A 23,837-nucleotide genomic window follows, 5' to 3' on the forward strand; every position below is an offset into this window, starting at 1 on the left:
TCGATAAGATGTCATCGATCAAATCGATAGAAAGATATCTGTCATGAACGTGGATGATATCGCCAGCCTCGACCTGAACCTGCTGAAGGTATTCGAGGCACTGTACGAGGAAGGCGGCGCGAGCCGCGCGGCGCTGCGGCTCGACCTCACGCAGTCGGCCGTCAGCGCCGCGCTCGCGCGGTTGCGCGTGATCTACGCCGATCCGCTGTTCGTGCGCACCGGCCGCGGGCTCGCGCCGACACCGCGCGCGGACGAACTCAAGCCGATCCTGTCCGACGCGCTCGACCGCTGCCGCGAGAGCCTCGCAATAGCCGCCGACGGCGGCGACCGCGTCGGCCGCACGATCTCGATCGGGCTGTCCGACGACTTCGAGATCGCGCTCGGCCGCGCGCTGATCGATGCGGTCGCGCGGGAAGCCGCCGGCATCCGGCTGATCTTCCGGCAAACGCACAGCGGCATCGCCGGCGACGCGCTGCTGCGGCACGGCGTCGATCTCGCGATCGCGTCGGGCGGTTTCTCCGCGAACGGGCTCAGCCGGCGCGCGGTCGCAACGGGCGGCTATGCGTGCCTGATCGATCCGGCCGGCCGCGCGCGGCCGCCCCGCACGCTCACGCTCGCCGATTTCCTGCGACGCGACCACCTGCTCGTGTCGTCGGGCGGCGTGATCGGGATCGTCGACGAAGCGCTGGCTGCGCTCGGCCACAAGCGGCACGTCGCGGCATCGACCACGCATTTCGCCGCGCTGCCGTACCTGCTCGCCGGCTCCGACGCGGTGGCGACGATTCCCGCGCACGCGGCGCGCGCGATCGCGCATTCGGCGTCGCTGCGTGCGCTCGCGTGCCCGGTCGAGCTGCCGCGTTACCCGGTGGAAATCGGCTGGCGCACGAGCACGCAGCGCGACCCGGCGATCGTGCGCGTACGCGACACGATCGCCGCCTGCGTCGCGCGCATCGTCGCGCCATGAAAAAAGCCCGGCCGGCTTGCGCCGGTCGGGCCTTTCCGGTCGCGCCGCCTGCGAATCGAGGCAGGCGGGCGCATGGCCGGTGCGTGCGTTACTCGACGGCCTTCACCATGTCCTCGATGACCTTCTTCGCATCGCCGAAGACCATCATCGTCTTGTCCATGTAGAACAGGTCGTTGTCGAGGCCCGCGTAGCCGGCCGCCATCGAACGCTTGTTGACGATCACCGTGCGCGCCTTGTACGCCTCGATGATCGGCATCCCCGCGATCGGCGATTTCGGATCGTTCTTCGCGGCCGGGTTCACCACGTCGTTCGCGCCGAGCACCAGCACCACGTCGGCCTGGCCCATCTCGCCGTTGATGTCCTCCATCTCGAACACGATGTCGTACGGCACTTCCGCTTCCGCGAGCAGCACGTTCATGTGCCCCGGCATCCGCCCGGCAACCGGGTGGATCGCGTAGCGCACGTCGACACCCTTCTCGATCAGCTTGTCGGTCAACTCCTTCAGCGCGTGCTGCGCACGGGCAACGGCCAGCCCGTAGCCCGGCACGATCACGACCGATTCCGCGTTGCCGAGCATGAACGACGCATCCTCGGCCGAACCCGACTTCACCGGGCGCTGCTCCTGCGCACCCGCCGCACCGCCGGCCGACGCCTCGCCGCCGAAGCCGCCCAGGATCACGTTGAAGAACGAGCGGTTCATCGCGTGGCACATGATGTACGACAGGATCGCACCCGACGAGCCGACCAGCGAGCCTGCAATGATCAGCATCGCGTTGTTCAGCGAGAAGCCGATGCCGGCCGCCGCCCAGCCCGAGTACGAGTTCAGCATCGACACGACCACCGGCATGTCCGCGCCGCCGATCGGGATGATGATCAGCACGCCGAGCACGAACGCGATCGCCGTCATGATGATGAACGGCAGCCACGCCTGCGTGATGACGAACAGGATGCCGAAGCCGAGCATCGCGATCGCGAGCATCAGGTTGATCAGGTGCTGGCCTGCGTACACGACCGGCGCGCCCTGGAACAGCCGGAACTTGTACTTGCCCGACAGCTTGCCGAACGCGATCACCGAACCGGAGAACGTGATCGCGCCGACGAACGTGCCGATGAACAGCTCGACACGGTTGCCGTACGGGATGAAGTTCGCGGCGACGGCGTCCTGCGGCACGAGCCCGAACGCTTCCGGCTCCGACACCACCGCATACGCGATGCACACGGCCGCGAGACCGATCAGCGAGTGCATCGCCGCGACGAGTTCCGGCATCTTCGTCATCTCGACGCGCGCGGCGACGAATGCCCCGACCCCGCCGCCGACGATCAGCGCGCCGAGCACCAGCGCAAGGCCGAGCGGAAGGTTCGCGCCGAGCCAGGCCGCCTGCTTGACGATCAGCGCGACCGTCGTGAGGATCGCGATGGCCATCCCGACCATCCCGAACAGGTTGCCGCGCCGTGCGCTCTTCGGGTTCGACAGGCCTTTCAGCGCCTGGATGAAGCACACCGATGCGATGAGGTACAGCAGCGTAACGACGTTCATGCTCATCGCGCGCCCCCCTTCGCCGCCTTCGGCTCCTTCTTGCGGAACATCTCTAGCATTCGCCTCGTCACGAGAAAGCCGCCGAACACGTTGACGGCCGCGAGCGCGACCGCGAGCGTGCCGAAGAACTTGCCGGTCACGCCGACGGTGAGCGCCGCCGCGAGCATCGCGCCGACGATCACGATCGCCGAGATCGCGTTGGTCACGGCCATCAGCGGCGTATGCAGCGCCGGCGTGACGTTCCACACCACGTGGTAGCCGACGTACACCGCCAGCACGAAGATGATCACGTTGATCACCGTGTGATTGATGACTTCCATGGTCTCCTCCGTTATTTGCGCGTGACTTCGCCGTCGCGGCACAGCAGCGTCGCGGCGACGATGTCGTCGGTCAGGTCGATGTTCAGCGTGCCTTCCTTCGTGACGATCAGCTTCATGAAGTCGAGCAGGTTGCGCGCGTACAGCGCGGACGCGTCCGACGCGACCATCGATGCGAGGTTCGTGTAGCCGGCGATCGTCACGCCGTTGTGCACGATCACCTGGTCGGCGACCGTCAGCGGGCAGTTGCCGCTCTTCCTGCCGTCGAATTCCGGGCCGCGGCCGGCCGCGAGATCGACGAGCACCGAGCCGGGCTTCATCGACTGCGCGGTTTCGACCGAGATCAGCGTCGGCGCCGGGCGCCCGGGAATCAGCGCGGTGGTGATCACGATGTCGGCCTGCTTCGCGCGCTCGTGCACGAGCGCGGCCTGGCGGCCGAGCCACGACGGCGGCATCGGGCGCGCATAGCCGCCGACACCCTGCGCGGCTTCGCGCTCTTCGTCGGTTTCGAACGGGACGTCGAGGAATTTCGCGCCGAGCGATTCGATCTGCTCCTTCACGGCCGGCCGCACGTCGGAGGCCTCGATCACCGCGCCCAGCCGCTTCGCGGTCGCGATCGCCTGCAGACCTGCGACGCCCGCGCCGAGAATCAGCACGCGCGCGGCCTTCACCGTGCCCGCCGCCGTCATCAGCATCGGGAAGAAGCGCGGATACAGCGCCGCCGCGACCAGCACGGCCTTGTAGCCCGCGATGTTCGCCTGTGAGGACAGCACGTCGAGACTCTGCGCGCGCGTTGTGCGCGGCGCGGCTTCGAGCGCGAAGCCGGTCACGCCGGCTGCGGCGAGTTTCGCCGCCTGCTCCGCGTTGAACGGCTCGAGCATGCCGACCAGCACGGAGCCGCGCTTCAGCGATGGCAGTTCGGCGTCGGTGGGCGCCTGGACCTTGAGCACGATGTCGGCATCAAAAGCAGCCGACTGGTCGGTCAATTCGGCGCCGGCGGCCGCATAGGCTTCGTCGGGATAGCTGGCTGCGATGCCGGCCCCTTTCGCGATACTGACGCGATGGCCGGCAGCCGCGTATTTCTTCACGGTTTCCGGCGTCGCAGCCACACGCGCCTCGTTCGCCCGCGTTTCAGCAGGCACTCCAATATGCATCGTTGGTTCCTCCAGTCATTGTCAGTATTTCTTTTCTTGCGATTTTTACTGCACAACGAGCCGGACAGGCTGACTTACCGGCTCACGGGCAACGGCGATTACGCTGCACTTTAACCGAAAGCGATGGTCGCGCCAGCACATTCCGCACGATCGTGCGAGATTGCGACATTAGCCCGGCGCGCGCCGCCGCGCATCGGCGGGACGGACGATTTGCAGGGGTCGGATTCGTCTAACCAAACGCCCGGCAGCGTTCGGGCGCAACCGGTAAAATGCCGAACCATGAAACCCGAAATCTGGACCCCGCATGTGACGGTCGCCGCGCTCGTCGAGCGCGCCGGCCGGTTTCTCATGATCGAGGAAGAAACCTCGTCGGGCCTGCGCATCAATCAGCCGGCAGGCCATCTCGAAGCCGGCGAAACGCTGGCCGACGCCGTGATCCGCGAGACGCTCGAGGAAACCGCGCATCCGTTCACGCCCGACGCACTCGTCGGCGTCTATCTCGCGCACTACGACCGCCCCGGCACCGCCGGCGCGACCTACCTGCGCTTCACGTTCTGCGGCACGGCCGACGAGCCGGCCGCGGGCCACGTGCTCGACGAAGGCATCGTCCGCACGCTGTGGATGACGGCCGACGAACTGCGCGCGTGCAGCGAGCGCCACCGCTCGCCCGCGGTGATGCGCTGCGTCGACGACTACCTCGCCGGGCGGCGCATTCCGCTCGATTTCGTGCACACGCATTCGGTCGCGCCGCGCCCCGAAGCATTCGAACGTCAGGCGGTCAACAAATGAGCAAGCGCCGTGTAGTGGTGGGCATGTCGGGCGGCGTCGATTCGTCGGTGACCGCGTGGCTGCTGAAGGAACAGGGTTACGACGTGGTCGGCCTGTTCATGAAGAACTGGGAAGACGACGACGACGGCGAATACTGCTCGACGCGCCAGGACTGGATCGACGTCGTGTCGGTGGCCGACCTGATCGGCATCGACGTGGAAGCCGTCAACTTCGCGTCCGAATACAAGGACCGCGTGTTCGCGGAGTTCCTGCGCGAATATTCGGCCGGCCGCACGCCGAACCCCGACGTGCTGTGCAACGCGGAAATCAAGTTCAAGGCGTTCCTCGATCACGCGATGTCGCTCGACGCGGAAATGATCGCGACCGGCCACTATGCGCGCGTGCGCGAACGCGACGGGCGCTTCGAACTGCTGAAGGCCTTCGATCATACGAAAGACCAGTCGTACTTCCTGCACCGGCTGAACCAGGCGCAACTGTCGAAGACGATGTTCCCGCTCGGCGAGATTCCGAAGACCAAGGTGCGCGAGATTGCCGCGCAAATCGGGCTGCCGAACGCGAAGAAGAAGGATTCGACGGGCATCTGTTTCATCGGCGAACGGCCGTTCCGCGATTTCCTGAACCGCTATCTTCCGACCAAACCCGGCCCGATGAAGACGCCGGACGGCAAGATCGTCGGCGAGCACATCGGCCTCGCGTTCTACACGTTCGGCCAGCGCAAGGGCATCGGCCTCGGCGGCAGCAAGGACGGCAGCGGCGAACCGTGGTTCGTCGCCGCGAAGGACATCGCGTCGAACACGCTGTACGTCGTGCAGGGCCACGATCACCCGTGGCTGCTGTCGCGGCAGCTCGTCGCCGGCAACGTGAGCTGGGTCGCCGGCGAGCCGCCGGCGGCAGGCTTCGCGTGCGGTGCGAAGACGCGTTACCGGCAGGCCGATGCGGCGTGCACGTTCGACCGGGCCGCGATCGGCCCGGAAGGCGAAGCGCGCTTCTCGCTCGCGTTCGACAACGCGCAATGGGCCGTCACACCCGGCCAGTCGGCGGTGCTGTACGACGGCGAGATCTGCCTCGGCGGCGGCATCATCGAATCGGCGGCGACCAGCCAGTCCGCGCCCGCGCAAGGCCACGCGCCGGCGCTCGCCGACGCACGCTGACACATATTCGGTTTAGACTTGCGGCACGCCGCGCCCGGCAGAACACGATTCCGCCGAGGCCGGCAGACCGCCGCGCAGCGCACGCATGGCGGTATTTCAAGATTCTTACGGAGTCCCCATGCTTTCACGACGCTATCTGGCGATGTGGTGTGCCATCCTGCTGCTCGTCGCGGCGGTTGCGCTCGCGTCGATCCACGTGCTTTCCTGGCTGTGGATCATCATCCCCGCCGCCCTCGTCGCACTCGGCCTGTACGACCTTAAACAGGACCGTCACGCGATCCTGCGCAACTATCCGCTCTGGGGCCACTTCCGCTTCCTGTTCGAATTCATCCGCCCCGAGATCCGTCAGTACTTCGTCGAGGACGACACCGACGAAAAACCGTTCTCGCGCGCGCAGCGCAGCCTCGTCTACCAGCGCGCGAAGAACGTGGCCGACAATCGCCCGTACGGCACCGAGCTGAACGTGAAGGCCATCGCGCACGAATGGATCAGCCACTCGCTCGCGCCGACGAAGCTGCCGAACCACGATTTCCGCATCCGCGTGGGCGCGAATCGCGCGCAACCGTACGACATCTCGATCTTCAACATCTCGGCGATGAGCTTCGGCTCGCTGTCCGCGAACGCGATCCGCTCGCTGAACCTCGGCGCGAAGAAAGGCGGATTCGCGCACGACACCGGCGAAGGCTCGCTGTCGAAGTACCACCGCGAGAACGGCGGCGACATCATCTGGGAAATCGCGTCCGGCTACTTCGGCTGCCGCAACGACGACGGCACGTTCAACCCCGACAAGTTCGCGAAGCAGGCCGCCGATCCGCAGGTCAAGATGATCGAGATCAAGCTGTCGCAGGGTGCGAAGCCGGGCCACGGCGGCGTGCTGCCGGCCGCGAAGATCACGCCCGAGATCGCCGAGACGCGCGGTGTGCCGATGGGCAAGGACTGCATCTCGCCCGCGACGCACTCGGAATTCTCGACGCCGCGCGGGCTGCTCGAATTCGTCGAACGGCTGCGCACGCTGTCGGGCGGCAAGCCGACCGGCTTCAAGCTGTGCGTCGGCCATCCGTGGGAATTCTTCGGGATCGCGAAGGCGATGATCGAGACGGGCATCGTGCCGGACTTCATCGTCGTCGACGGCGCGGAAGGCGGCACGGGCGCCGCGCCGCTCGAATTCACCGACCACGTCGGCGTGCCGCTGCAGGAAGGGCTGCTGCTCGTGCACAACACGCTCGTCGGGATCGGCGTGCGCGATCGCGTGAAGATCGGCGCGAGCGGCAAGATCATCACCGCGTTCGACGTCGCGCGCACGCTCGCGATCGGCGCGGACTGGGTGAACTCGGCGCGCGGCTTCATGTTCGCGGTCGGCTGCATCCAGGCGCAGACCTGCCACACGGGCCGTTGCCCGACCGGCGTCGCGACGCAGGACCCGGTGCGCCAGCGCGCGCTCGTCGTGCCCGACAAGGCCGACCGCGTGTACAACTTCCACCGCAACACGCTGCATGCGCTGCAGGAGCTCGTGCAGGCGGCCGGCCTCGCGCATCCGTCGGAGCTGCGCGCGCATCACATCGTGCAGCGCATCGCACCGCATGAAGTCCGGCTGATGTCGCAGTTGCTGAAGTACCTGAAGCCCGGCGCGCTGCTCGACGGCCACACCTGCGGCTTCACGCTGTACGACAAGTGGTGGCCGATCGCGCGCAGCGATTCGTTCACGCTAGGCGAAGCCGTCTACGCGTCGATCGAGTAACGCCTGCGACCGCTCTGCCCCGAGTGGCCCGGCAAAAAGAAAAGCGCCCCGCGGGGCGCTTTTCTTTTGTCTGCCGAATGCGTGAATACGCGGCCGGTTGCGGTTCAGTTCTGCGGCAGCGTGTCGGCGAACGACTGCCGCTGCATCAGCTTCACGAAGTGCTTGTCGAGGTTCGGATGGCGGTCGCGCCAGTTGAGCTCGGGCATCCGGAAGTCGAGATAGCCGAGCGCGCAGCCGAGTGCGATGTCGGCGAGCGTGTAATGATTACCGACGCACCACGTCTTGCCGCCGAGACCCTGCGACATCGCGACGAGCGCATCGTCGATCTTGCGCTGCTGGCGCGCGATCCAGCTCGCGCTGCGCTGCGCCTCGTCGCGCAGCGTGTGTTCGAGACGAATCGCGACTGCCGCGTCGAGCACGCCGTCGCCCAGCGCTTCCCAGCAGCGCACTTCGACGCGCTCGCGGCCCGACGGCGGAATCAGCTTGCCGACCGGCGACAGCGTATCGACGTATTCGCAGATCACGCGGGAATCGAACACCGCGGCACCATCCTCCATCACGAGGCACGGGACCTTGCCGAGCGGATTCGACGCATGAATATCCGTCTCCGGCGCCCACACGTTCTCGAGCTCCAGCTTGTAGTCGATCTTCTTTTCAGCAAGCACGATCCGCGCCTTTCTGACGTACGGGCTGCCGAGCGAACCGATTAATTTCATCATCTGCCTTTTTAAGGGAACCGCCGAGAGTATACGTTGTCGCCGATCATAACCGGCCAGCGTCGCGCGACAGAAAATCGCCCGGCCGGCCTGTGGATGGTTTGCAACAGCCGTCGTGAGGGCCTTCCGGCGCGGCTTGCAGCCGCGCCTCTCACGCGCCGCGTCCGGCGGCGCTACAATCGCACGATGAATGCGCCCCTCGATACCGCCATCGCCGTCGACGTCTACCGCCAGCGCCGTGAACGCGTGCTTGCCGCACTGCGCGCCGCCGGCGGCGGCGTCGCCATCGTCCCCACCGCGCCGGAAGTGCCGCGTAACCGCGATACGGATTATCCGTACCGGCACGACAGCTACTTCTACTACCTGACGGGCTTCACCGAGCCGGATGCCGTGCTCGTGCTGAACGCGGCCGCGCCGCACGGCGCGCCGGAGTCGGTCCTGTTCTGCCGCGGCAAGAATGCCGACCGCGAGATCTGGGAAGGCTTCCACTACGGGCCCGAAGCCGCGCGCGACGCGTTCGGCTTCGACGCGGCGTTCGCCGTCGACGTGATCGACACCGAAATGCCGCGCCTGCTCGCCGACGCGGGCACCGTGCACTACCGGTTCGGCGCATCGACCGATTTCGAACGCCGGCTCGCGGGCTGGCTCGACGCGGTGCGCGCGCAGGCGCGCACGGGCGTCGCCGCGCCGGACGCGATGCTCGACCTCACGCCGCTCGTCGACGACATGCGGCTCGTGAAGGACGAGCACGAACTCGCGATCATGATGCGCGCCGCGCACATCTCCGCGCTCGCGCACCGCCGCGCGATGCAGGCATGCCGCCCCGGCATCCGCGAATACGAACTCGAGGCCGAACTGCTGTACACGTTCCGCAAGCACGGCGCGCAGGCGCCCGCATACGGCTCGATCGTCGCGGCCGGCGCGAATGCGTGCGTGCTGCACTACCCGGCCGGCAACGCGGCCGCGAAAGACGGCGACCTGATCCTGATCGACGCCGCGTGCGAACTCGACGGCTACGCGTCGGACATCACGCGCACGTTCCCGGCCAACGGGCGCTTCTCGCCCGCGCAACGCACGCTGTACGACATCGTGCTCGCCGCGCAGCAGGCCGCGGTCGATGCGACGCGCGCGGGCGTGCCGTTCGAGGCGCCGCACGATGCGGCCGTGCGCGTGCTCGCGCAGGGGCTGCTCGACACCGGCATCATCCCGAAAACACACTTCTCGAACGTCGACGACGTGATCGCCGAACGCGCGTACACGCGTTTCTACATGCACCGCACGGGCCACTGGATCGGGATGGACGTACACGATTGCGGCGACTACCGCGAGCGGCTGGCCGAGCGCGACGACAACGGCGCGCTGCCGTGGCGCACGCTGAAGCCCGGCATGACGCTGACGGTCGAGCCCGGCCTGTACGTGCGCGCCGCCGACGACGTGCCGCCCGAGTACTGGAACATCGGCATCCGCATCGAGGACGACGCGATCGTGCGCGAGCACGGCTGCGAGCTGATCACGCGCGGCGTGCCCGTCGCCGCCGACGAAATCGAAGCGCTGATGCGCGCGGGCGCGGCGCACGGCGCATGAGCGGCTGCCGCATCCTCGCCGCGCCGCCGGTGCGCCGGCGCCGACCGTTACCTCCGTTTCACGAATCAAGATGACGACCGCTTCCTCCCCGGCCACGCCGGACTACGACCTCGCCATCGTCGGCGCGGGCCCCGTCGGGCTCGCGCTCGCCGGCTGGCTCGCGCGCCGCAGCGCCACGCAGCACGCGTCGATCGCGCTGATCGATGCGCGCGAACCGGTCGCGAGCACGAACGACCCGCGCGCGATCGCCGTGTCGCACGGCAGCCGCGTGCTGCTCGACACGCTCGCGTGGCCTGCCGACGCGACGCCGATCGAGCATATCCACGTGTCGCAGCGTGGCCATTTCGGCCGCACGCTGATCGATCGCGACGAACATGACCTCGCCGCGCTCGGCTACGTTGTGCGCTACGGCTCGCTCGTGCAGGCGCTCGCGGGCGCCGTGCGCGGCACGCGTGTCGACTGGCTCACGTCGACCACCGCGCGCGCACCGCAGCAGGATGCCGATGGCGTCACGCTGACGCTCGACGGCCCGCAGGGCGAGCGCACGCTGCGCGCGCGCATCGTCATCAACGCAGAAGGCGGGCTGTTCCACGAACAGCAGGCCGACACCGGCAAGCATCGCCGCGACTACGGGCAGACCGCGATCGTCGGCACGGTCACGGTCTCCGCACCGCGCCCGAACGTCGCATGGGAGCGCTTCACGCACGAAGGCCCGCTCGCCTTGCTGCCGCTCGGCGGGCCGCGCCAGGCCGACTACGCGCTCGTCTGGTGCTGCACGCCCGGCGAAGCGGCGCGCCGCGCCGCGCTGCCCGACGATGTGTTCCTGCGCGAACTCGGCAGCGCGTTCGGCGAACGCATGGGCCACTTCGTCGCGATCGCGGGCCGCGCGTCATTCCCGCTCGGGCTAAACGCCGCGCAGACGCTCGTGAACGGCCGTGTCGCGATCATCGGCAACGCCGCGCAAACCCTGCACCCCGTCGCGGGCCAGGGGCTCAACCTCGGGCTGCGCGATGCGCATACGCTCGTCGACACGCTGTCCGCGCAAGGTTTCGAAGCGACCGCGCTCGCGACCTTCAACGCGCGCCGTGCGCTCGACCGGCGCTTCACGATCGGCGCGACCGACACGCTCGCGCGACTGTTCACGATCGACTCGGGCCCGCTCCCGCTGCTGCGCGGCGCCGCGCTCACCGCGCTCGAATTCGTGCCGCCGCTCAAGAAGGTGATCGCGCGCCAGATGATGTTCGGCCAGCGCAACTGACGCGCCGCGCACCGCGCGGTACGCACTGCCGGACCGCACAAACCGGGTCAAATCGGCGGGGCATGGGAATACGGTAAAATGCGCGTTTTCCCTCCGCCCTTTTCATGCCCGCACCTGTCGCGGGCGGTGCCATTGCGATGCCCGTTATCGGCTCTCACGTATTGCGTAACAACCTGTTCGTCGCCCCGATGGCCGGCGTGACGGACCGTCCGTTCCGCCAGCTGTGCAAGCGGCTGGGGGCCGGTTACGCCGTGTCCGAGATGGTCGCGTCCAACGCGCAGCTGTGGAAAAGCGCGAAGACGATGCGGCGCGCGAACCACGAGGGCGAGGTGGAGCCGATCGCGGTCCAGATCGCGGGCGCCGATCCGGCGATGATGGCCGAAGCGGCCCGCTACAACGTCGACAACGGCGCGCAGATCATCGACATCAACATGGGCTGCCCGGCGAAGAAGGTCTGCAACGTCGCCGCCGGCTCCGCACTGCTGCAGAACGAGCCGCTCGTGCAGCGGATCGTCGAGGCCGTCGTCGCGGCGGTCGGTACGGGGCCCGATGCGGTGCCCGTCACGCTGAAGATCCGCACCGGCTGGGACCGCGAGCACAAGAACGCGATCACGGTCGCGCGCCTCGCCGAAGCCGCCGGCATCTCGATGCTCACCGTGCACGGCCGCACGCGCGCCGACCTCTACCGCGGCGACGCCGAATACGAAACCATCGCGGCCGTGAAAGCGGCCGTGCGCATCCCGGTCGTCGCAAACGGCGACATCACGTCGCCCGCGAAGGCGAAGGCCGTGCTCGATGCAACCGGCGCCGACGCGCTGATGATCGGTCGTGCCGCGCAAGGCCGGCCGTGGCTGTTCCGTGAAATCGATCATTTCCTGCAAACCGGCGAGCTGCTGCCCCCGCCGCTGATCGACGAGATCCAGCAGGTGATGAACGAACACCTGGAAGACCACTACGCGTTCTATGGTGAATTCACGGGAGTCCGTACTGCGCGCAAGCACATCGGCTGGTACACTCGCGGCCTTTCCGGTGCCAACGGGTTCCGGCACAGGATGAACACGCTCGATTCCTCCCGCGAGCAGCTCGCCGCCGTCAATGCATTCTTCGAGGCGCAAAAAGCGCTGTCGGACCACCTCGTCTACGTCGATGACGAAGAGGAAAACGGCCAGGGCGAGTCGGACGACCATAACCAGTTAGCAGCATGAGCAAGCACAACATCGAACAATGTGTCCGCGAGAGCCTGGACGTGTATTTCCGGGATCTAGACGGCTCCAATCCGCACGACGTCTATGAAATGGTGATGTCCTGCGTCGAAAAGCCGATGCTCGAGGTCGTGCTCGTACAGGCAGGCGGCAACCAGTCGCTCGCCGCGGAGTACCTCGGCATCAACCGCAATACGCTGCGCAAGAAGCTGCAGCAGCACGGCCTGCTGTAGCCGGCCGTCCCGTCCCCGTTTCCCTGGCTATTGGTGGTTCCATCATGATCAAGCAAGCGCTCATTTCCGTTTCCGACAAGACCGGCATCGTCGACTTCGCGAAGTCGCTGTCCGACCTCGGCGTCAAGCTGCTGTCGACGGGCGGCACCGCGAAACTGCTCGCCGACGCGGGCCTGCCCGTTACCGAAGTGGCCGACTACACGGGCTTTCCGGAAATGCTCGATGGGCGCGTGAAGACGCTCCACCCGAAGGTGCACGGCGGCATCCTCGCCCGCCGCGACCTGCCCGAGCACATGCAGGCGCTGGAACAGCACGGCATCCCGACGATCGACCTGCTCGTCGTGAACCTGTATCCGTTCGTCGCGACGATCGCGAAGGACGACTGCACGCTCGCCGACGCGATCGAGAACATCGACATCGGCGGCCCGACGATGCTGCGCTCGGCCGCGAAGAACCACCGCGACGTGACGGTCGTCGTCGATCCGGCCGACTACGCGGTCGTGCTCGACGAAATGAAGGCGAACGGCAATGCGGTCGGCTACGCGACCAACTTCCGCCTCGCGACGAAGGTGTTCGCGCACACCGCGCAGTACGACGGCGCGATCACGAACTACCTGACGAGCCTGACCGACGAGCTGAAGCACGCATCGCGCAATGCGTACCCGGCGACGCTGAACCTCGCGTTCGACAAGGTGCAGGACCTGCGCTACGGCGAGAACCCGCACCAGAGCGCGGCGTTCTACCGCGACATCGCGACGCCGGCCGGTTCGCTCGCGAACTACCGCCAGCTGCAGGGCAAGGAACTGTCGTACAACAACATCGCGGATTCGGACGCGGCGTGGGAATGCGTGAAGACGTTCGACGTGCCGGCCTGCGTGATCATCAAGCATGCGAACCCGTGCGGCGTCGCGGTCGGCAACGACTCGGCAGACGCTTACGCGAAGGCGTTCCAGACCGACCCGACCTCCGCGTTCGGCGGCATCATCGCGTTCAACCGCGAAGTCGACGAAGCGGCTGCCCAGGCCGTCGCGAAGCAGTTCGTCGAAGTGCTGATCGCACCGTCGTTCAGCGACGCCGCGAAGCAGGTGTTCGCCGCGAAGCAGAACGTGCGCCTGCTCGAAATCGCGCTCGGTGAAGGCCATAACGCGTTCGACCTGAAGCGCGTGGGCGGCGGCCTGCTGGTGCAGTCGCTCGATTCGAAGAACGTGCAGCCGCACGAGCTGCGCGTCGTCACGAAGCGCCACCCGACGCCGAAGGAAATGGACGACCTGCTGTTCGCATGGCGCGTCGCGAAGTACGTGAAGTCGAACGCGATCGTGTTCTGCGGCAACGGCATGACGCTCGGCGTCGGCGCAGGCCAGATGAGCCGTGTCGATTCCGCGCGCATCGCGAGCATCAAGGCGCAGAACGCAGGCCTGACGCTGGCCGGCTCGGCCGTCGCGTCGGATGCGTTCTTCCCGTTCCGTGACGGCCTCGACGTCGTCGTGGCAGCCGGCGCGACCTGCGTGATCCAGCCGGGCGGCTCGATGCGCGACGACGAAGTGATCGCGGCAGCCGACGAGCACAACATCGCGATGATCCTGACGGGCGTGCGCCACTTCCGTCACTGATCGCAGGCGGCCCGCGCGGCTGCCGCACGAAGACCCGGCGGCGTCGCACCCGCCGGGTTTTTTATTGCGTAGCGCCCTCGCACGCGACCGCGCGACCGGCTTGCCGCACCATTCGTTGTAGTATCGCTGCATCAGGCAATTCTCCTCACTCATGCGAATTCTCGGCATCGACCCCGGCCTGCGCGTCACCGGCTTCGGCGTCATCGACGTCAGCGGCCACCGGCTCGCCTATGTCACGAGCGGCGTCATCCGCACACCGACGGCCGACCTCGCCACCCGGCTCGGCACGATCTTCCAGGGCGTCTCGACGATCGTGCGCGAACATGCGCCCGACCAGTCCGCGATCGAAAAGGTGTTCGTCAACGTGAACCCGCAGTCGACGCTGCTGCTCGGCCAGGCCCGCGGCGCGGCGATCTGCGGCCTCGTCGCGGGCGGCCTGCCCGTCGCCGAATACACGGCGCTGCAGCTCAAGCAGGCCGTCGTCGGCTACGGCCGCGCGACCAAGACGCAGATGCAGGAAATGGTCACGCGGCTGCTCAACCTCTCCGGCCAACCGGGCTCCGACGCGGCCGACGCGCTCGGCATGGCGATCTGCCACGCGCACGGCGGCAACACGCTCAGCACGCTCGGCGGCCTCGCGCCGGCGCTCGCGCAAAAAGGGCTGCGCGTGCGGCGCGGGCGGCTGGTCGGCTGACGCCGGCGGCGAGCAACGGGCGATCGTCGGGCCGCGCGCACTGCGGCCGGCCGGCCGAATGGCCGGACCCATCGGTTTTCCACCGCGCGTGCGCTACACTCGCGCTTTATTCCTCGCATCCCGCCATCCATGATCGGTCGCATCGCCGGCATCCTGCTCGAAAAGAACCCGCCTCACCTGCTCGTCGACTGCAACGGCGTCGGCTATGAAATCGACGTGCCGATGAGCACCTTCTACAACCTGCCGCAAACGGGTGAGCGCATCGTGCTGCTGACGCAGCAGATCGTCCGCGAGGACGCGCACCTGCTGTACGGCTTCCTGACGCAGCAGGAGCGCACGACCTTCCGCGAGCTGCTGAAGATCACCGGCATCGGCGCACGCATGGCGCTCGCCGTGCTGTCCGGCATGAGCGTGCAGGAGCTCGCGCAGGCCGTGACGATGCAGGACGCCGCGCGCCTCACACGCCTGCCCGGCATCGGCAAGAAGACGGCCGAACGCCTGCTGCTCGAGCTGAAAGGCAAGCTCGGCGCCGACCTCGGCGCGCTCGCCGGTGCCGCGTCCCAGTCCGACCACGCGACCGACATCCTCAACGCGCTGCTCGCACTCGGCTACTCCGAAAAGGAAGGCCTCGCCGCGATCAAGAACGTGCCGGCCGGCACCGGGGTATCCGAAGGCATCAAGCTCGCGCTCAAGGCGTTGTCGAAGGCGTAACGCGCGGCCAAACCGGCCGTCGAAACCAGTGTCGCGCGACTGTGCGGCGCTCGCCAGTCGGCCGTTCGGCCAGGTGGGCCGGACAGCGCTGCGCGGTACAATGGCCGCATGATTGAAACCGACAAACTCGCCACCGAGCAGCGGATCATCGCCGCCACGCCCACCTCGTCGCACGAGGAGGTGTTCGAACGCGCGCTGCGGCCACGCCAGCTCGACGACTACGTCGGCCAGGAAAAGGTGCGCGGCCAGCTCGAGATCTTCATCGAAGCCGCCAAGCGTCGCTCCGAGCCGCTCGATCACGTGCTGCTGTTCGGGCCGCCGGGCCTCGGCAAGACGACGCTCGCACACATCATCGCGCGTGAAATGGGCGTGAACCTGCGTCAGACGTCGGGCCCCGTGCTCGAGCGCGCGGGCGATCTCGCCGCGCTGCTGACGAACCTCGAAGCGAACGACGTACTGTTCATCGACGAGATCCACCGGCTGTCGCCGGTCGTCGAGGAAATCCTGTATCCGGCACTCGAGGATTACCAGATCGACATCATGATCGGCGAAGGCCCGGCCGCGCGCAGCGTGAAGCTCGACCTGCAGCCGTTCACGCTCGTCGGCGCGACCACGCGCGCCGGGATGCTGACCAACCCGCTGCGCGACCGTTTCGGGATCGTCGCGCGCCTCGAGTTCTACGACGCCGATCAACTGTCGCGCATCGTGCGGCGCTCGGCGTCGCTGCTGAACGCGCATATCGATCCGAACGGCGCGCTGGAAATCGCGAAGCGCTCGCGCGGCACGCCTCGGATCGCGAACCGGCTGCTGCGCCGCGTGCGTGACTTCGCGGAAGTGAAGGCCGACGGCCAGATCACGGCGGCCGTTGCCGATGCCGCGCTCGCGATGCTCGACGTCGATCCGGTCGGCTTCGACCTGATGGACCGCAAGCTGCTCGAGGCGATCCTGTACAAGTTCGACGGCGGCCCGGTCGGGATCGACAACCTCGCGGCGGCGATCGGCGAGGAGCGCGACACGATCGAGGACGTGCTCGAGCCGTACCTGATCCAGCAGGGTTTCCTGCAGCGCACGCCGCGCGGGCGTGTCGCGACGCAGCTCACGTATCGCCACTTCGGGCTCTCCGTGCCCGACACCGGCCGTGCCGAGCGCGGCGGAACGTGGGACGCCCCCGACGGCGGGAAGTAACCGCCACAGCAGCCATGACGACACCGCCCAGCCACCCCTCCGCACCCGCACCGGGCCCACGCTGGGCCGAGCCGATCCGCAAGCGGCTCGTGGCAGGCATCACGCACCTGACCGTGGGCGGCGGCGGCCCGTCGCTCGATCTGTCGTCGCCGCCGGGCGATCCGGGGCTGTTCGGCCCCGATGCGATCTGCTGGCGCGTGCACGCCGACTTCACGTCGATGATGACGGGCGGCATCGCCGCACTGCTGCTGCAGGCGCTTCATCCGCTCGCACTCGCAGGCGTCTGGGATCATTCGTCGTTTCGCACCGACATTCTCGGCCGGTTGCGGCGCACCGCCACGTTCATCACGGGCACGACATTCGGCAGTCGCGCAGACGCACTCGCGCTGATCGAGCGCGTGAAATCGATCCACGCGCGCATCTCGGGTACCGCGCCCGACGGCCGGCCTTACCGCGCCGACGATCCAGCGTTGCTGACCTGGGTACATGTCGCGGAAGTGTCGAGTTTCCTGGCCGCGCATCTGTGCTACGTGAATCCGGCGTTGCCGGGTGAGCTGCAGGATCGCTACTACGCCGAAACTGCATTGATCGCCGAACTGCTCGGCGCACACGAGGTGCCGCGTTCGCGCGCCGAAGTGAGCGCTTATCTTGCGCGCATGCAGCCCGAGCTCGAGGCCGGTCCGCACACCTTCGAGGTGATGTCCATCCTGCTGAACGTACCGGTTGCGCGCCCCACGCTGCGGCCGGCCGCGTCGCTGATGATGCATGCGGGGATCGACCTGCTGCCGCCGTGGGCGCAGCACATGCTCGGCGTATCGACGTTCGCGCCGCTGCGGCGCGCGGTGGTCCGGCCCGGCGTAAGGGCCGTCGCGCCCGTACTGCGGTGGGCCCTCGTCAACGGCGCGTCAAAACGTGCGCGCCGTCGCGCGACTGCAACCCCGCCCGCCTGACGATCCTATTTCTCCGATCATTTCAATCAGCTGTCAAATTTCCGTGACAAGCTGACGGGCTTGCACCCGCGCACGGTCGCACGCCCCGCGTGTTCACGACCCGCGCGGCGTCCCGCCCACCCGACCGACACCCGATGCCCGCGATGCCACGCCTGCCGATCCGTTTCGCCCTTGCCGCCAGCCTGTCCGCCGTCTTCGCCCTCGCCGCTTGCGGAGGCGACGATGTCACCGCCGTCGCGCGCACGGACGCGCAAACGCCGCCCGTCGGCACCCCGACGACGCCCGCCCCCACGCCGCAACCGGGCCAATGGAAAACCGCCCGCACGGGCGACCTGATCGACGTGACGCTCGGCGATCTCCATCCGACACAGGGTGCGATCGGCTACGACCAGATTTACTACAAGCTCGGCCGCTACGAACTGCAGCCGGACAAGAAATTCGACGACTTCTGCACGGACGAAGGTCTCGGCGGCGTCGCGTCGAGCGGCTACACGGCGAAGTCGACGCTGCGCGAGCCTGCCAGCTACGCGTGCGCGAAGACCGACGCCAACGCGCGCGACCGCTCGGTGCTGAACCCCGTCGTGATCGGCCCGAACGGCGATGCGCTGTACCTGACCGACGGCCACCACGGCCTGTCGACCTACTACGAGACGCCCGACGGCGGTCCCGCGCTGCACGTGCACGTCGTCGTCAAGGACAACCTCAGCGACTATTCGGGTGACGCGTTCTGGCAACAGATGCAAAACCGCGGTTACGTGCGCCTCAAGAATGGCGAAGGCAAGCCGATCACGGCCGCGCAACTGCCGACCGGGCTCGGCCTGAAACTCGGGATGACGAACGACCGCTACCGGTCGCTCGTCTATTTCACACGCGACATCGGCTACAGCAAACCCGCGCAATCCACCGACTACCTCGAGTTCTACTGGGCCGACTGGCTGCGCGCGCAACCGGGCACGTTCTCGCTCGCCAACTACGACCTGACGCGCGCCGGCGCGACCGATCCCGATCCGGCGAAGGCCGACACGGGCTACCTGAACGCGGTGTGGAATGCGTCGACCCGAATGGTCGCGGCGACGGACCCGGTGATCGACGGCAAGACAGGCGCCGATCTCGGGCGCGCCGACGCCATCAACGGCGGGAAGAAGTACAACAAGGGGGAGTTCGACAAGCTGCGCCAGCCGATCACGGCCGACAAGCCCGGCAAGATCGCATACGCGCTCGACTACAAGAAGCGCCACGCGCTGCCGCAGTAAGCCGGTTCCCGCACGGCCCCGGCCGACGGGGCCTGCGCGCCCGGACTCAGAGCACCTTGCGGTACCCGTCGTCGTCGCTCGCGGCGTCCAGGTGAGACACGTCGGCCCACTGCACGACCTGCGCGCGGCCATCCACGTAGTCGACGACGTTGATGCTCGTGTTGAGCAACTGATAGTTGCGCGGCGCCGACAGATCGAGCCCGTTCGCGAAGCGATACACGCAATCGAGCACGCCACCGTGTGCGACGCATGCGATCCGGCCGCCCGGATGCGCGGCGACGATCGGCTCGAGCGCGTGCAGCACGCGGTGATAGAACGCGCGCTGCGACTCGCCGCCTTCCGGCGCGAAACCCGGGTCGCGCGTCTGCCAGGCAGCGTATGCGTCCGGAAACAGCGCCTCGATCTCGGTGCTGTCGTGCCCCTGGAACGCGCCGTACGAGCGCTCGCGCAACCCTTCGCGCAACAGCAGCGGCAACCCGAGCGCATCGGCAAAGGGTTGCGCGGTCTGCTGCGCGCGCATCAGGTCGCTCGAATAGACCGCGTCGATGCGCGCACCGTCGCGCGCATCGCGCGCGAGCCGTGCGGCAAGCCGCTGCGCCTGTGCGAGCCCCGTGTCGGCCAGCGGGATGTCGATATGACCCTGGATGCGCTTGATGCGGTTCCAGGCCGTCTCGCCATGGCGGATGAAAAGAATCTGCGTGGTGGCCATCGCGGGGCGTCTCCGGGGAAGAATCAGGGCCGCACTTGCAGCCAGAACGTCACGGGGCCGTCGTTGACGAGCGACACCTGCATGTCGGCGCCGAACTCGCCCGTCTCGACGACCGGATGGCGCGTACGCGCGGCCGCGACGAAATAATCGAACAGACGCGCGCCTTCGTCGGGCGGCGCGGCCGGCGTGAAGCTCGGACGCAGCCCGCTGTTGGTGTCGGCCGCCAGCGTGAATTGCGACACGAGCAGCAGGCCGCCCGCATGCCCTTCCCCGTCGATGTTCGATACGGGGAGATTCATCTTGCCGGCCGCATCGCTGAACACGCGGTAGCCGAGCATCTTCGCGAGCAGCTTGTCGGCGGCGGCTTCGGTATCGCCGCGCTCCGCGCAGACCAGCGCGAGCAGGCCCGCGCCGATCTCGCCCGTCGTGCGCTCGCCGACGCGCACGTCGGCGCGCTTCACGCGCTGGATCAGCGCGATCATGCGGTCAGCGTGACGCGCGCGAAGCGGCGCTTGCCGACCTGCACGACGAACTCGCCGGCCTCGATCTTCAGGCCCTTGTCCGACACGGTCGCACCGTCGATCTTCACGCCGCCCTGCTCGATGTTGCGCAGCGCCTCGCTCGTCGACGGCACGAGGCCGGCCTGCTTCAGCAACTGGCCAATCGCCAGTGGCGCGCCCGCGAGCGTGACCGACGGGATGTCGTCCGGCACGCCGCCCTTCGCGCGGTGGTTGAAGTCTTCGAGCGCGCGCTCGGCGTCCGGCTGCGAGTGGAAGCGCGCGACGATTTCCTGCGCGAGCAACACCTTGAAATCGCGCGGGTTGCGGCCGCCTTCGGCCTCCCGCTTGAAGCCGGCGATCTCGTCGAGGCTGCGGAACGACAGCAGCTCGAAGTAACGCCACATCAGCGTGTCCGAGATGCTCATCAGCTTGCCGAACATGTCGGTCGGCTTTTCGCTGATGCCGACGTAGTTGCCCTTCGACTTCGACATCTTCTCGACGCCGTCGAGGCCTTCGAGCAGCGGCATCGTGAGAATGCACTGCTGTTCCTGGCCGTACTGCTTCTGCAGTTCGCGGCCGACCAGCAGGTTGAACTTCTGGTCGGTGCCGCCGAGCTCGAGATCGGCGTTCAGCGCGACCGAATCGTAGCCCTGCATCAGCGGGTACAGGAATTCGTGGATCGAGATCGGCACGCCGCCCTGGAAGCGCTTCGTGAAATCCTCGCGCTCGAGAATCCGCGCGACCGTGTAGCGCGACGCGAGCTTGATCATCCCGTCCGCGCCGAGCGGCATCGACCATTCGCTGTTGTAGCGGATCTCGGTCTTTTCGCGGTCGAGCACGAGTGCGGCCTGCTCGAAGTAGGTCTTCGCGTTCGACTCGATCTGCTCGCGCGTGAGCGGCGGGCGCGTCGCGTTGCGGCCCGACGGATCGCCGATCAGCGACGTGAAATCGCCGATCAGGAAGATCACCGTATGGCCGAGGTCCTGCAGCTGACGCATCTTGTTCAGCACGACCGTATGGCCGATGTGGATATCAGGCGCAGTCGGGTCGAGGCCGAGCTTGATGCGAAGCGGCGTGCCCGTGGCCGCGCTGCGCGCGAGCTTCTGCGCGAACTCTTCCTCGATCAGCAGCTCGTCGACGCCGCGCTTCGTGACGGCGAGCGCATGCCGGACTTCGTCGGTGATCGGGAAAACAGGCTTGGAACTGGGTTCGGTGCTCATCGGTGCCAGGAGGAATGTCGCAAAAACAGGGATTTTCCCATAACTTGCGCGCGCATCGCTTAACGACGCGTCACGTTGCGCGGATAATCGGGCGCAAGGCGCGCGGCACCGGCCCGCGCCGCACGATCCAGGAGAACCCAACGTGCCGCAACGACATCCGCAAACCGCCCATCCGGCCGACGGCATCTACTTCGGGCTGATGTCGGGAACCAGCATGGACGGCGTCGACGGTGTCGCCGTACGCTTCGAGGCCGGCCACGCGCCGGTCGTGCTCGCGGAAGCGTTCGTCGGCTTCGCGCAATCGCTGCGCGACGCGCTGTTCGCGCTGCAGCAGCCGGGCGACGATGAAATCGACCGCGAATCGCTCGCCGCGAACGCGCTGGTCGCGCGCTATGCGGTGTGCTGCCACGAGTTGCAGCGCACGGCCGGGCTGTCACGTGACGAAATCCGCGCGATCGGCGTGCACGGCCAGACGGTACGCCATCGCCCCGAGCGCGGCTATACGCGGCAGCTCAACAACCCGGCGCTGCTCGCGGAGCTGACCCAGGTCGACGTGATCGCCGATTTCCGCAGCCGCGATGTGGCCGCCGGCGGCCACGGCGCGCCACTCGCGCCGGCGTTCCATGCGACGGTATTCGGTGCGCCGGGCGAAACGCGTGTCGTCTGCAATCTCGGCGGGATCAGCAACATCACGATCCTGCCCGGCGAAGGCGGCGACGTGCGCGGCTTCGATTGCGGCCCCGCGAATGCGCTGATCGACGAATGGGCGACGCGCCACCTCGGCAAGCCGTACGACGACGGCGGCAAGTTCGCTGCGCGCGGCACCGTGCAGGCGCCGCTGCTCGACGCGCTGCTCGACGAGCCGTATTTCGCCGCGCCGCCGCCGAAAAGCACCGGCCGCGACCTGTTCAATCCCGCGTGGCTCGACGCGAAGCTCGCCCCGTTCGCGCAAATCGCGCCGGCAGACGTGCAGGCGACACTCACGGCGCTCACCGCCGTCTCGGTCGCACGTGAGATCGCGCGGCACGCAGCCGGCTGCAAGGCGGTCTTCGTGTGCGGCGGCGGCGCCCGCAATCCCGTGTTGCTGGACGCGCTCAGGCACGCGCTGCGCGAAGCCGGCGTGCCGGCCACGGTCGATACGACGGCCGCGCTCGGCGTGCCGCCGCAGCAGGTCGAGGCGCTCGCGTTCGCCTGGCTCGCATACCGCTTCACCGCGCGCCAGCCCGGCAATCTCGCGACGGTCACCGGTGCGGCCGGCAACCGCGTCCTCGGCGCGCTTTATCCGCGCTGACGCGCGGCCGCCCGGCAGACACCGCATACAGGCATAAAAAAACGGGGCATAACGCCCCGTTTTTCATTCCGGCGAACCGGCGCGGATCTGCCGTGCGCTCAGACCGAGAACGACGAGCCGCACCCGCAGGTGGTGGTCGCGTTCGGGTTCTTGATCACGAACTGGGCGCCGTTGAGGTCGTCCTTGTAGTCGATCTCTGCACCGACCAGGTACTGGTAGCTCATCGAGTCGATCAGGAGCTGGACGCCGTTCTTGTCCATCACGGTGTCGTCCTCGTTGACTTCCTCGTCGAACGTGAAGCCATACTGGAAGCCGGAGCAGCCGCCGCCCTGCACGAACACGCGCAGCTTCAGGTCGGGATTGCCCTCTTCGTCGATCAATTGCTTGACCTTGTCGGCCGCTGCGTCGGTGAAGACGAACGGAAGCGGCATGTCGGTCGTCGTTGCTGCGGATTCGGTAACAGCGTTCATTGCGAACTCTCCAGGAAGCTTTAGCCGCTATTGTAGGGCCGATCAGAAGATCGTGCTGAAGTCCATGAAATCAATAGGTTCTTGTCGATTTCATCAAACACGCCTGCGCAGGCGGCCGCGGGCATAAAAAAACCGCCAGCGCAAAAGCTGGCGGTTTTTCCGGCGAACGCCGCCCGAAAGCGGCGCGGCCATGAAGCGGAATTAACGCTTCGAGAACTGCTTGGCGCGGCGTGCCTTGCGCAGACCGACCTTCTTACGCTCGACTTCACGCGCATCGCGCGTAACGAAGCCTGCGCTCGACAGCGACGGCTTCAGCGTCGCATCGTAGTCGATCAATGCACGGGTGATGCCGTGACGCACTGCGCCCGCCTGACCCGTTTCACCACCACCGTTCACGTTCACCTTGATGTCGAACGTCTGGCCGTGGTTCGTGAGTTCCAGCGGTTGACGCACGATCATCAGCGACGTTTCGCGCGAGAAGTAGTCAGCGATGGGCTTGCCGTTGACGATGATGTCGCCCTTGCCAGCCTTGATGAAGACACGTGCGACTGCGCTCTTGCGGCGGCCCGTACCGTAGTTCCAGTTACCGATCATGTGGGTC

Annotated in this window: 24 protein-coding genes; 15 read left to right on the top strand and 9 right to left on the bottom strand. The window is 67.4% G+C overall.

The window, feature by feature from the left end:
• Positions 1–43: 43 nt before the first annotated feature.
• Complete coding sequence (locus BBJ41_RS08730; protein WP_069746176.1) at positions 44–964, top strand: LysR family transcriptional regulator; 921 nt, start codon at positions 44–46, stop codon at positions 962–964.
• A gap of 88 nt (positions 965–1,052) precedes the next feature.
• On the opposite strand, the gene BBJ41_RS08735 is transcribed toward BBJ41_RS08730, so the two are convergent.
• From BBJ41_RS08735 to BBJ41_RS08745, 3 genes are read right to left on the bottom strand one after another with little or no spacing between them, the layout of a single operon-like run.
• Complete coding sequence (locus BBJ41_RS08735) at positions 1,053–2,507, bottom strand: NAD(P)(+) transhydrogenase (Re/Si-specific) subunit beta (RefSeq protein WP_069746177.1); 1,455 nt, start codon at positions 2,505–2,507, stop codon at positions 1,053–1,055.
• Positions 2,504–2,821 carry an NAD(P) transhydrogenase subunit alpha part 2 gene (locus BBJ41_RS08740; RefSeq protein ID WP_069746178.1) on the bottom strand — a complete coding sequence of 106 codons (318 nt, stop codon included), beginning with the start codon at positions 2,819–2,821 and terminating at the stop codon, positions 2,504–2,506. The genes BBJ41_RS08735 and BBJ41_RS08740 overlap by 4 nt, the downstream gene beginning before the upstream one ends.
• An 11-nt stretch (positions 2,822–2,832) precedes the next feature.
• Positions 2,833–3,972 (bottom strand): Re/Si-specific NAD(P)(+) transhydrogenase subunit alpha, encoded by a 1,140-nt coding sequence (locus tag BBJ41_RS08745; RefSeq protein ID WP_069746179.1) that lies wholly within the window; start codon positions 3,970–3,972, stop codon positions 2,833–2,835.
• Between the two features lie 279 nt (positions 3,973–4,251).
• On the opposite strand from BBJ41_RS08745, the gene BBJ41_RS08750 reads away from it, so the two are divergent.
• The 3 genes from BBJ41_RS08750 to BBJ41_RS08760 all read left to right on the top strand — a co-directional run bounded on the left by BBJ41_RS08750 (position 4,252) and on the right by BBJ41_RS08760 (position 7,650).
• Entirely contained in the window at positions 4,252–4,761 is a 510-nt protein-coding gene (locus BBJ41_RS08750) for an NUDIX hydrolase (protein ID WP_069746180.1), read from the top strand.
• Positions 4,758–5,912: a tRNA 2-thiouridine(34) synthase MnmA gene (gene mnmA, locus BBJ41_RS08755; protein ID WP_069746181.1), complete on the top strand. Its 1,155-nt coding sequence runs from the start codon at positions 4,758–4,760 to the stop codon at positions 5,910–5,912. Before BBJ41_RS08750 ends, mnmA begins: the two co-directional genes overlap by 4 nt.
• A 118-nt stretch (positions 5,913–6,030) precedes the next feature.
• Positions 6,031–7,650 (top strand): FMN-binding glutamate synthase family protein, encoded by a 1,620-nt coding sequence (locus BBJ41_RS08760; RefSeq protein WP_069746182.1) that lies wholly within the window; start codon positions 6,031–6,033, stop codon positions 7,648–7,650.
• A gap of 104 nt (positions 7,651–7,754) precedes the next feature.
• On the opposite strand, the gene BBJ41_RS08765 is transcribed toward BBJ41_RS08760, so the two are convergent.
• Positions 7,755–8,366 (bottom strand): glutathione S-transferase family protein, encoded by a 612-nt coding sequence (locus BBJ41_RS08765; RefSeq protein WP_069747637.1) that lies wholly within the window; start codon positions 8,364–8,366, stop codon positions 7,755–7,757.
• Positions 8,367–8,552: 186 nt separating this feature from the next.
• Here BBJ41_RS08765 and BBJ41_RS08770 point away from each other — a divergent pair, with 186 nt between their 5' ends.
• The 10 genes from BBJ41_RS08770 (at position 8,553) to BBJ41_RS08815 (ending at position 19,046) form a co-directional block, all read left to right on the top strand.
• Positions 8,553–9,950 (top strand): aminopeptidase P N-terminal domain-containing protein, encoded by a 1,398-nt coding sequence (locus BBJ41_RS08770; protein WP_069746183.1) that lies wholly within the window; start codon positions 8,553–8,555, stop codon positions 9,948–9,950.
• A gap of 70 nt (positions 9,951–10,020) precedes the next feature.
• A complete protein-coding gene (locus BBJ41_RS08775) occupies positions 10,021–11,208 on the top strand; it encodes a UbiH/UbiF/VisC/COQ6 family ubiquinone biosynthesis hydroxylase (protein ID WP_069746184.1) in 1,188 nt (395 codons plus the stop codon).
• A 137-nt stretch (positions 11,209–11,345) separates the two neighbouring features.
• On the top strand, positions 11,346–12,413 hold the full coding sequence (gene dusB, locus BBJ41_RS08780; protein WP_069746185.1) for a tRNA dihydrouridine synthase DusB: 1,068 nt from the start codon (positions 11,346–11,348) through the stop codon (positions 12,411–12,413).
• Positions 12,410–12,643 (top strand): Fis family transcriptional regulator, encoded by a 234-nt coding sequence (locus BBJ41_RS08785; protein ID WP_006476892.1) that lies wholly within the window; start codon positions 12,410–12,412, stop codon positions 12,641–12,643. The genes dusB and BBJ41_RS08785 overlap by 4 nt, the downstream gene beginning before the upstream one ends.
• 44 nt (positions 12,644–12,687) lie before the next feature.
• A complete protein-coding gene (purH, locus tag BBJ41_RS08790; RefSeq protein WP_069746186.1) occupies positions 12,688–14,253 on the top strand; it encodes a bifunctional phosphoribosylaminoimidazolecarboxamide formyltransferase/IMP cyclohydrolase in 1,566 nt (521 codons plus the stop codon).
• Positions 14,254–14,404: 151 nt separating this feature from the next.
• A complete protein-coding gene (ruvC, locus tag BBJ41_RS08795) occupies positions 14,405–14,947 on the top strand; it encodes a crossover junction endodeoxyribonuclease RuvC (protein WP_069746187.1) in 543 nt (180 codons plus the stop codon).
• Positions 14,948–15,076: 129 nt separating this feature from the next.
• Positions 15,077–15,658: a Holliday junction branch migration protein RuvA gene (gene ruvA, locus BBJ41_RS08800; RefSeq protein WP_069746188.1), complete on the top strand. Its 582-nt coding sequence runs from the start codon at positions 15,077–15,079 to the stop codon at positions 15,656–15,658.
• 108 nt (positions 15,659–15,766) lie between these two features.
• On the top strand, positions 15,767–16,843 hold the full coding sequence (gene ruvB / locus BBJ41_RS08805) for a Holliday junction branch migration DNA helicase RuvB (protein ID WP_069746189.1): 1,077 nt from the start codon (positions 15,767–15,769) through the stop codon (positions 16,841–16,843).
• Between the two features lie 14 nt (positions 16,844–16,857).
• Positions 16,858–17,793: an oxygenase MpaB family protein gene (locus BBJ41_RS08810; protein WP_069746190.1), complete on the top strand. Its 936-nt coding sequence runs from the start codon at positions 16,858–16,860 to the stop codon at positions 17,791–17,793.
• A 143-nt stretch (positions 17,794–17,936) separates the two neighbouring features.
• Positions 17,937–19,046 (top strand): ParB/Srx family N-terminal domain-containing protein, encoded by a 1,110-nt coding sequence (locus BBJ41_RS08815; RefSeq protein WP_069747638.1) that lies wholly within the window; start codon positions 17,937–17,939, stop codon positions 19,044–19,046.
• A gap of 46 nt (positions 19,047–19,092) precedes the next feature.
• Here BBJ41_RS08815 and BBJ41_RS08820 read toward each other — a convergent pair whose 3' ends face one another.
• Genes BBJ41_RS08820 through tyrS form a run of 3 tightly spaced genes read right to left on the bottom strand, consistent with a single transcriptional unit; the run spans position 19,093 to position 21,475 of the window.
• Entirely contained in the window at positions 19,093–19,755 is a 663-nt protein-coding gene (locus BBJ41_RS08820) for a histidine phosphatase family protein (RefSeq protein WP_069746191.1), read from the bottom strand.
• A 23-nt stretch (positions 19,756–19,778) separates the two neighbouring features.
• Complete coding sequence (gene dtd, locus BBJ41_RS08825) at positions 19,779–20,237, bottom strand: D-aminoacyl-tRNA deacylase (RefSeq protein ID WP_069746192.1); 459 nt, start codon at positions 20,235–20,237, stop codon at positions 19,779–19,781.
• Positions 20,234–21,475, bottom strand: coding sequence for a tyrosine--tRNA ligase (tyrS, locus tag BBJ41_RS08830; protein WP_069746193.1), 1,242 nt, complete (start codon positions 21,473–21,475; stop codon positions 20,234–20,236). Before tyrS ends, dtd begins: the two co-directional genes overlap by 4 nt.
• Before the next feature lie 142 nt (positions 21,476–21,617).
• Between tyrS and BBJ41_RS08835 the strand changes: the two genes are divergently transcribed.
• Positions 21,618–22,766: an anhydro-N-acetylmuramic acid kinase gene (locus BBJ41_RS08835; RefSeq protein WP_069746194.1), complete on the top strand. Its 1,149-nt coding sequence runs from the start codon at positions 21,618–21,620 to the stop codon at positions 22,764–22,766.
• A 98-nt stretch (positions 22,767–22,864) separates the two neighbouring features.
• Here the strand turns inward: BBJ41_RS08835 and erpA are convergent, their stop codons facing one another.
• Together erpA and rpsI are read right to left on the bottom strand one after the other, a co-directional pair.
• A complete protein-coding gene (gene erpA / locus BBJ41_RS08840; RefSeq protein WP_034187117.1) occupies positions 22,865–23,236 on the bottom strand; it encodes an iron-sulfur cluster insertion protein ErpA in 372 nt (123 codons plus the stop codon).
• Positions 23,237–23,437: 201 nt separating this feature from the next.
• Entirely contained in the window at positions 23,438–23,830 is a 393-nt protein-coding gene (rpsI, locus tag BBJ41_RS08845) for a 30S ribosomal protein S9 (protein ID WP_006476904.1), read from the bottom strand.
• Positions 23,831–23,837 lie beyond the last annotated feature (7 nt).

Origin of the sequence: Burkholderia stabilis (assembly GCF_001742165.1) — a bacterium.
GTDB classification, from domain to species: domain Bacteria; phylum Pseudomonadota; class Gammaproteobacteria; order Burkholderiales; family Burkholderiaceae; genus Burkholderia; species Burkholderia stabilis.

Bases quoted from the DNA above. Each gene is read 5' to 3' on its own strand.
- BBJ41_RS08730 (WP_069746176.1), top strand. From the start codon at position 44: ATGAACGTGGATGATATCGCCAGCCTCGACCTGAACCTGCTGAAGGTA.
- dtd (WP_069746192.1), bottom strand. From the start codon at position 20,237: ATGATCGCGCTGATCCAGCGCGTGAAGCGCGCCGACGTGCGCGTCGGC.
- ruvA (WP_069746188.1), top strand. From the start codon at position 15,077: ATGATCGGTCGCATCGCCGGCATCCTGCTCGAAAAGAACCCGCCTCAC.
- rpsI (WP_006476904.1), bottom strand. From the start codon at position 23,830: ATGATCGGTAACTGGAACTACGGTACGGGCCGCCGCAAGAGCGCAGTC.
- erpA (WP_034187117.1), bottom strand. From the start codon at position 23,236: ATGAACGCTGTTACCGAATCCGCAGCAACGACGACCGACATGCCGCTT.
- BBJ41_RS08815 (WP_069747638.1), top strand. From the start codon at position 17,937: ATGCCACGCCTGCCGATCCGTTTCGCCCTTGCCGCCAGCCTGTCCGCC.
- BBJ41_RS08820 (WP_069746191.1), bottom strand. From the start codon at position 19,755: ATGGCCACCACGCAGATTCTTTTCATCCGCCATGGCGAGACGGCCTGG.
- purH (WP_069746186.1), top strand. From the start codon at position 12,688: ATGATCAAGCAAGCGCTCATTTCCGTTTCCGACAAGACCGGCATCGTC.
- BBJ41_RS08760 (WP_069746182.1), top strand. From the start codon at position 6,031: ATGCTTTCACGACGCTATCTGGCGATGTGGTGTGCCATCCTGCTGCTC.
- ruvC (WP_069746187.1), top strand. From the start codon at position 14,405: ATGCGAATTCTCGGCATCGACCCCGGCCTGCGCGTCACCGGCTTCGGC.
- BBJ41_RS08750 (WP_069746180.1), top strand. From the start codon at position 4,252: ATGAAACCCGAAATCTGGACCCCGCATGTGACGGTCGCCGCGCTCGTC.
- BBJ41_RS08765 (WP_069747637.1), bottom strand. From the start codon at position 8,366: ATGAAATTAATCGGTTCGCTCGGCAGCCCGTACGTCAGAAAGGCGCGG.
- BBJ41_RS08770 (WP_069746183.1), top strand. From the start codon at position 8,553: ATGAATGCGCCCCTCGATACCGCCATCGCCGTCGACGTCTACCGCCAG.
- BBJ41_RS08810 (WP_069746190.1), top strand. From the start codon at position 16,858: ATGACGACACCGCCCAGCCACCCCTCCGCACCCGCACCGGGCCCACGC.
- tyrS (WP_069746193.1), bottom strand. From the start codon at position 21,475: ATGAGCACCGAACCCAGTTCCAAGCCTGTTTTCCCGATCACCGACGAA.
- mnmA (WP_069746181.1), top strand. From the start codon at position 4,758: ATGAGCAAGCGCCGTGTAGTGGTGGGCATGTCGGGCGGCGTCGATTCG.
- dusB (WP_069746185.1), top strand. From the start codon at position 11,346: ATGCCCGTTATCGGCTCTCACGTATTGCGTAACAACCTGTTCGTCGCC.
- BBJ41_RS08740 (WP_069746178.1), bottom strand. From the start codon at position 2,821: ATGGAAGTCATCAATCACACGGTGATCAACGTGATCATCTTCGTGCTG.
- BBJ41_RS08745 (WP_069746179.1), bottom strand. From the start codon at position 3,972: ATGCATATTGGAGTGCCTGCTGAAACGCGGGCGAACGAGGCGCGTGTG.
- ruvB (WP_069746189.1), top strand. From the start codon at position 15,767: ATGATTGAAACCGACAAACTCGCCACCGAGCAGCGGATCATCGCCGCC.
- BBJ41_RS08735 (WP_069746177.1), bottom strand. From the start codon at position 2,507: ATGAGCATGAACGTCGTTACGCTGCTGTACCTCATCGCATCGGTGTGC.
- BBJ41_RS08775 (WP_069746184.1), top strand. From the start codon at position 10,021: ATGACGACCGCTTCCTCCCCGGCCACGCCGGACTACGACCTCGCCATC.
- BBJ41_RS08785 (WP_006476892.1), top strand. From the start codon at position 12,410: ATGAGCAAGCACAACATCGAACAATGTGTCCGCGAGAGCCTGGACGTG.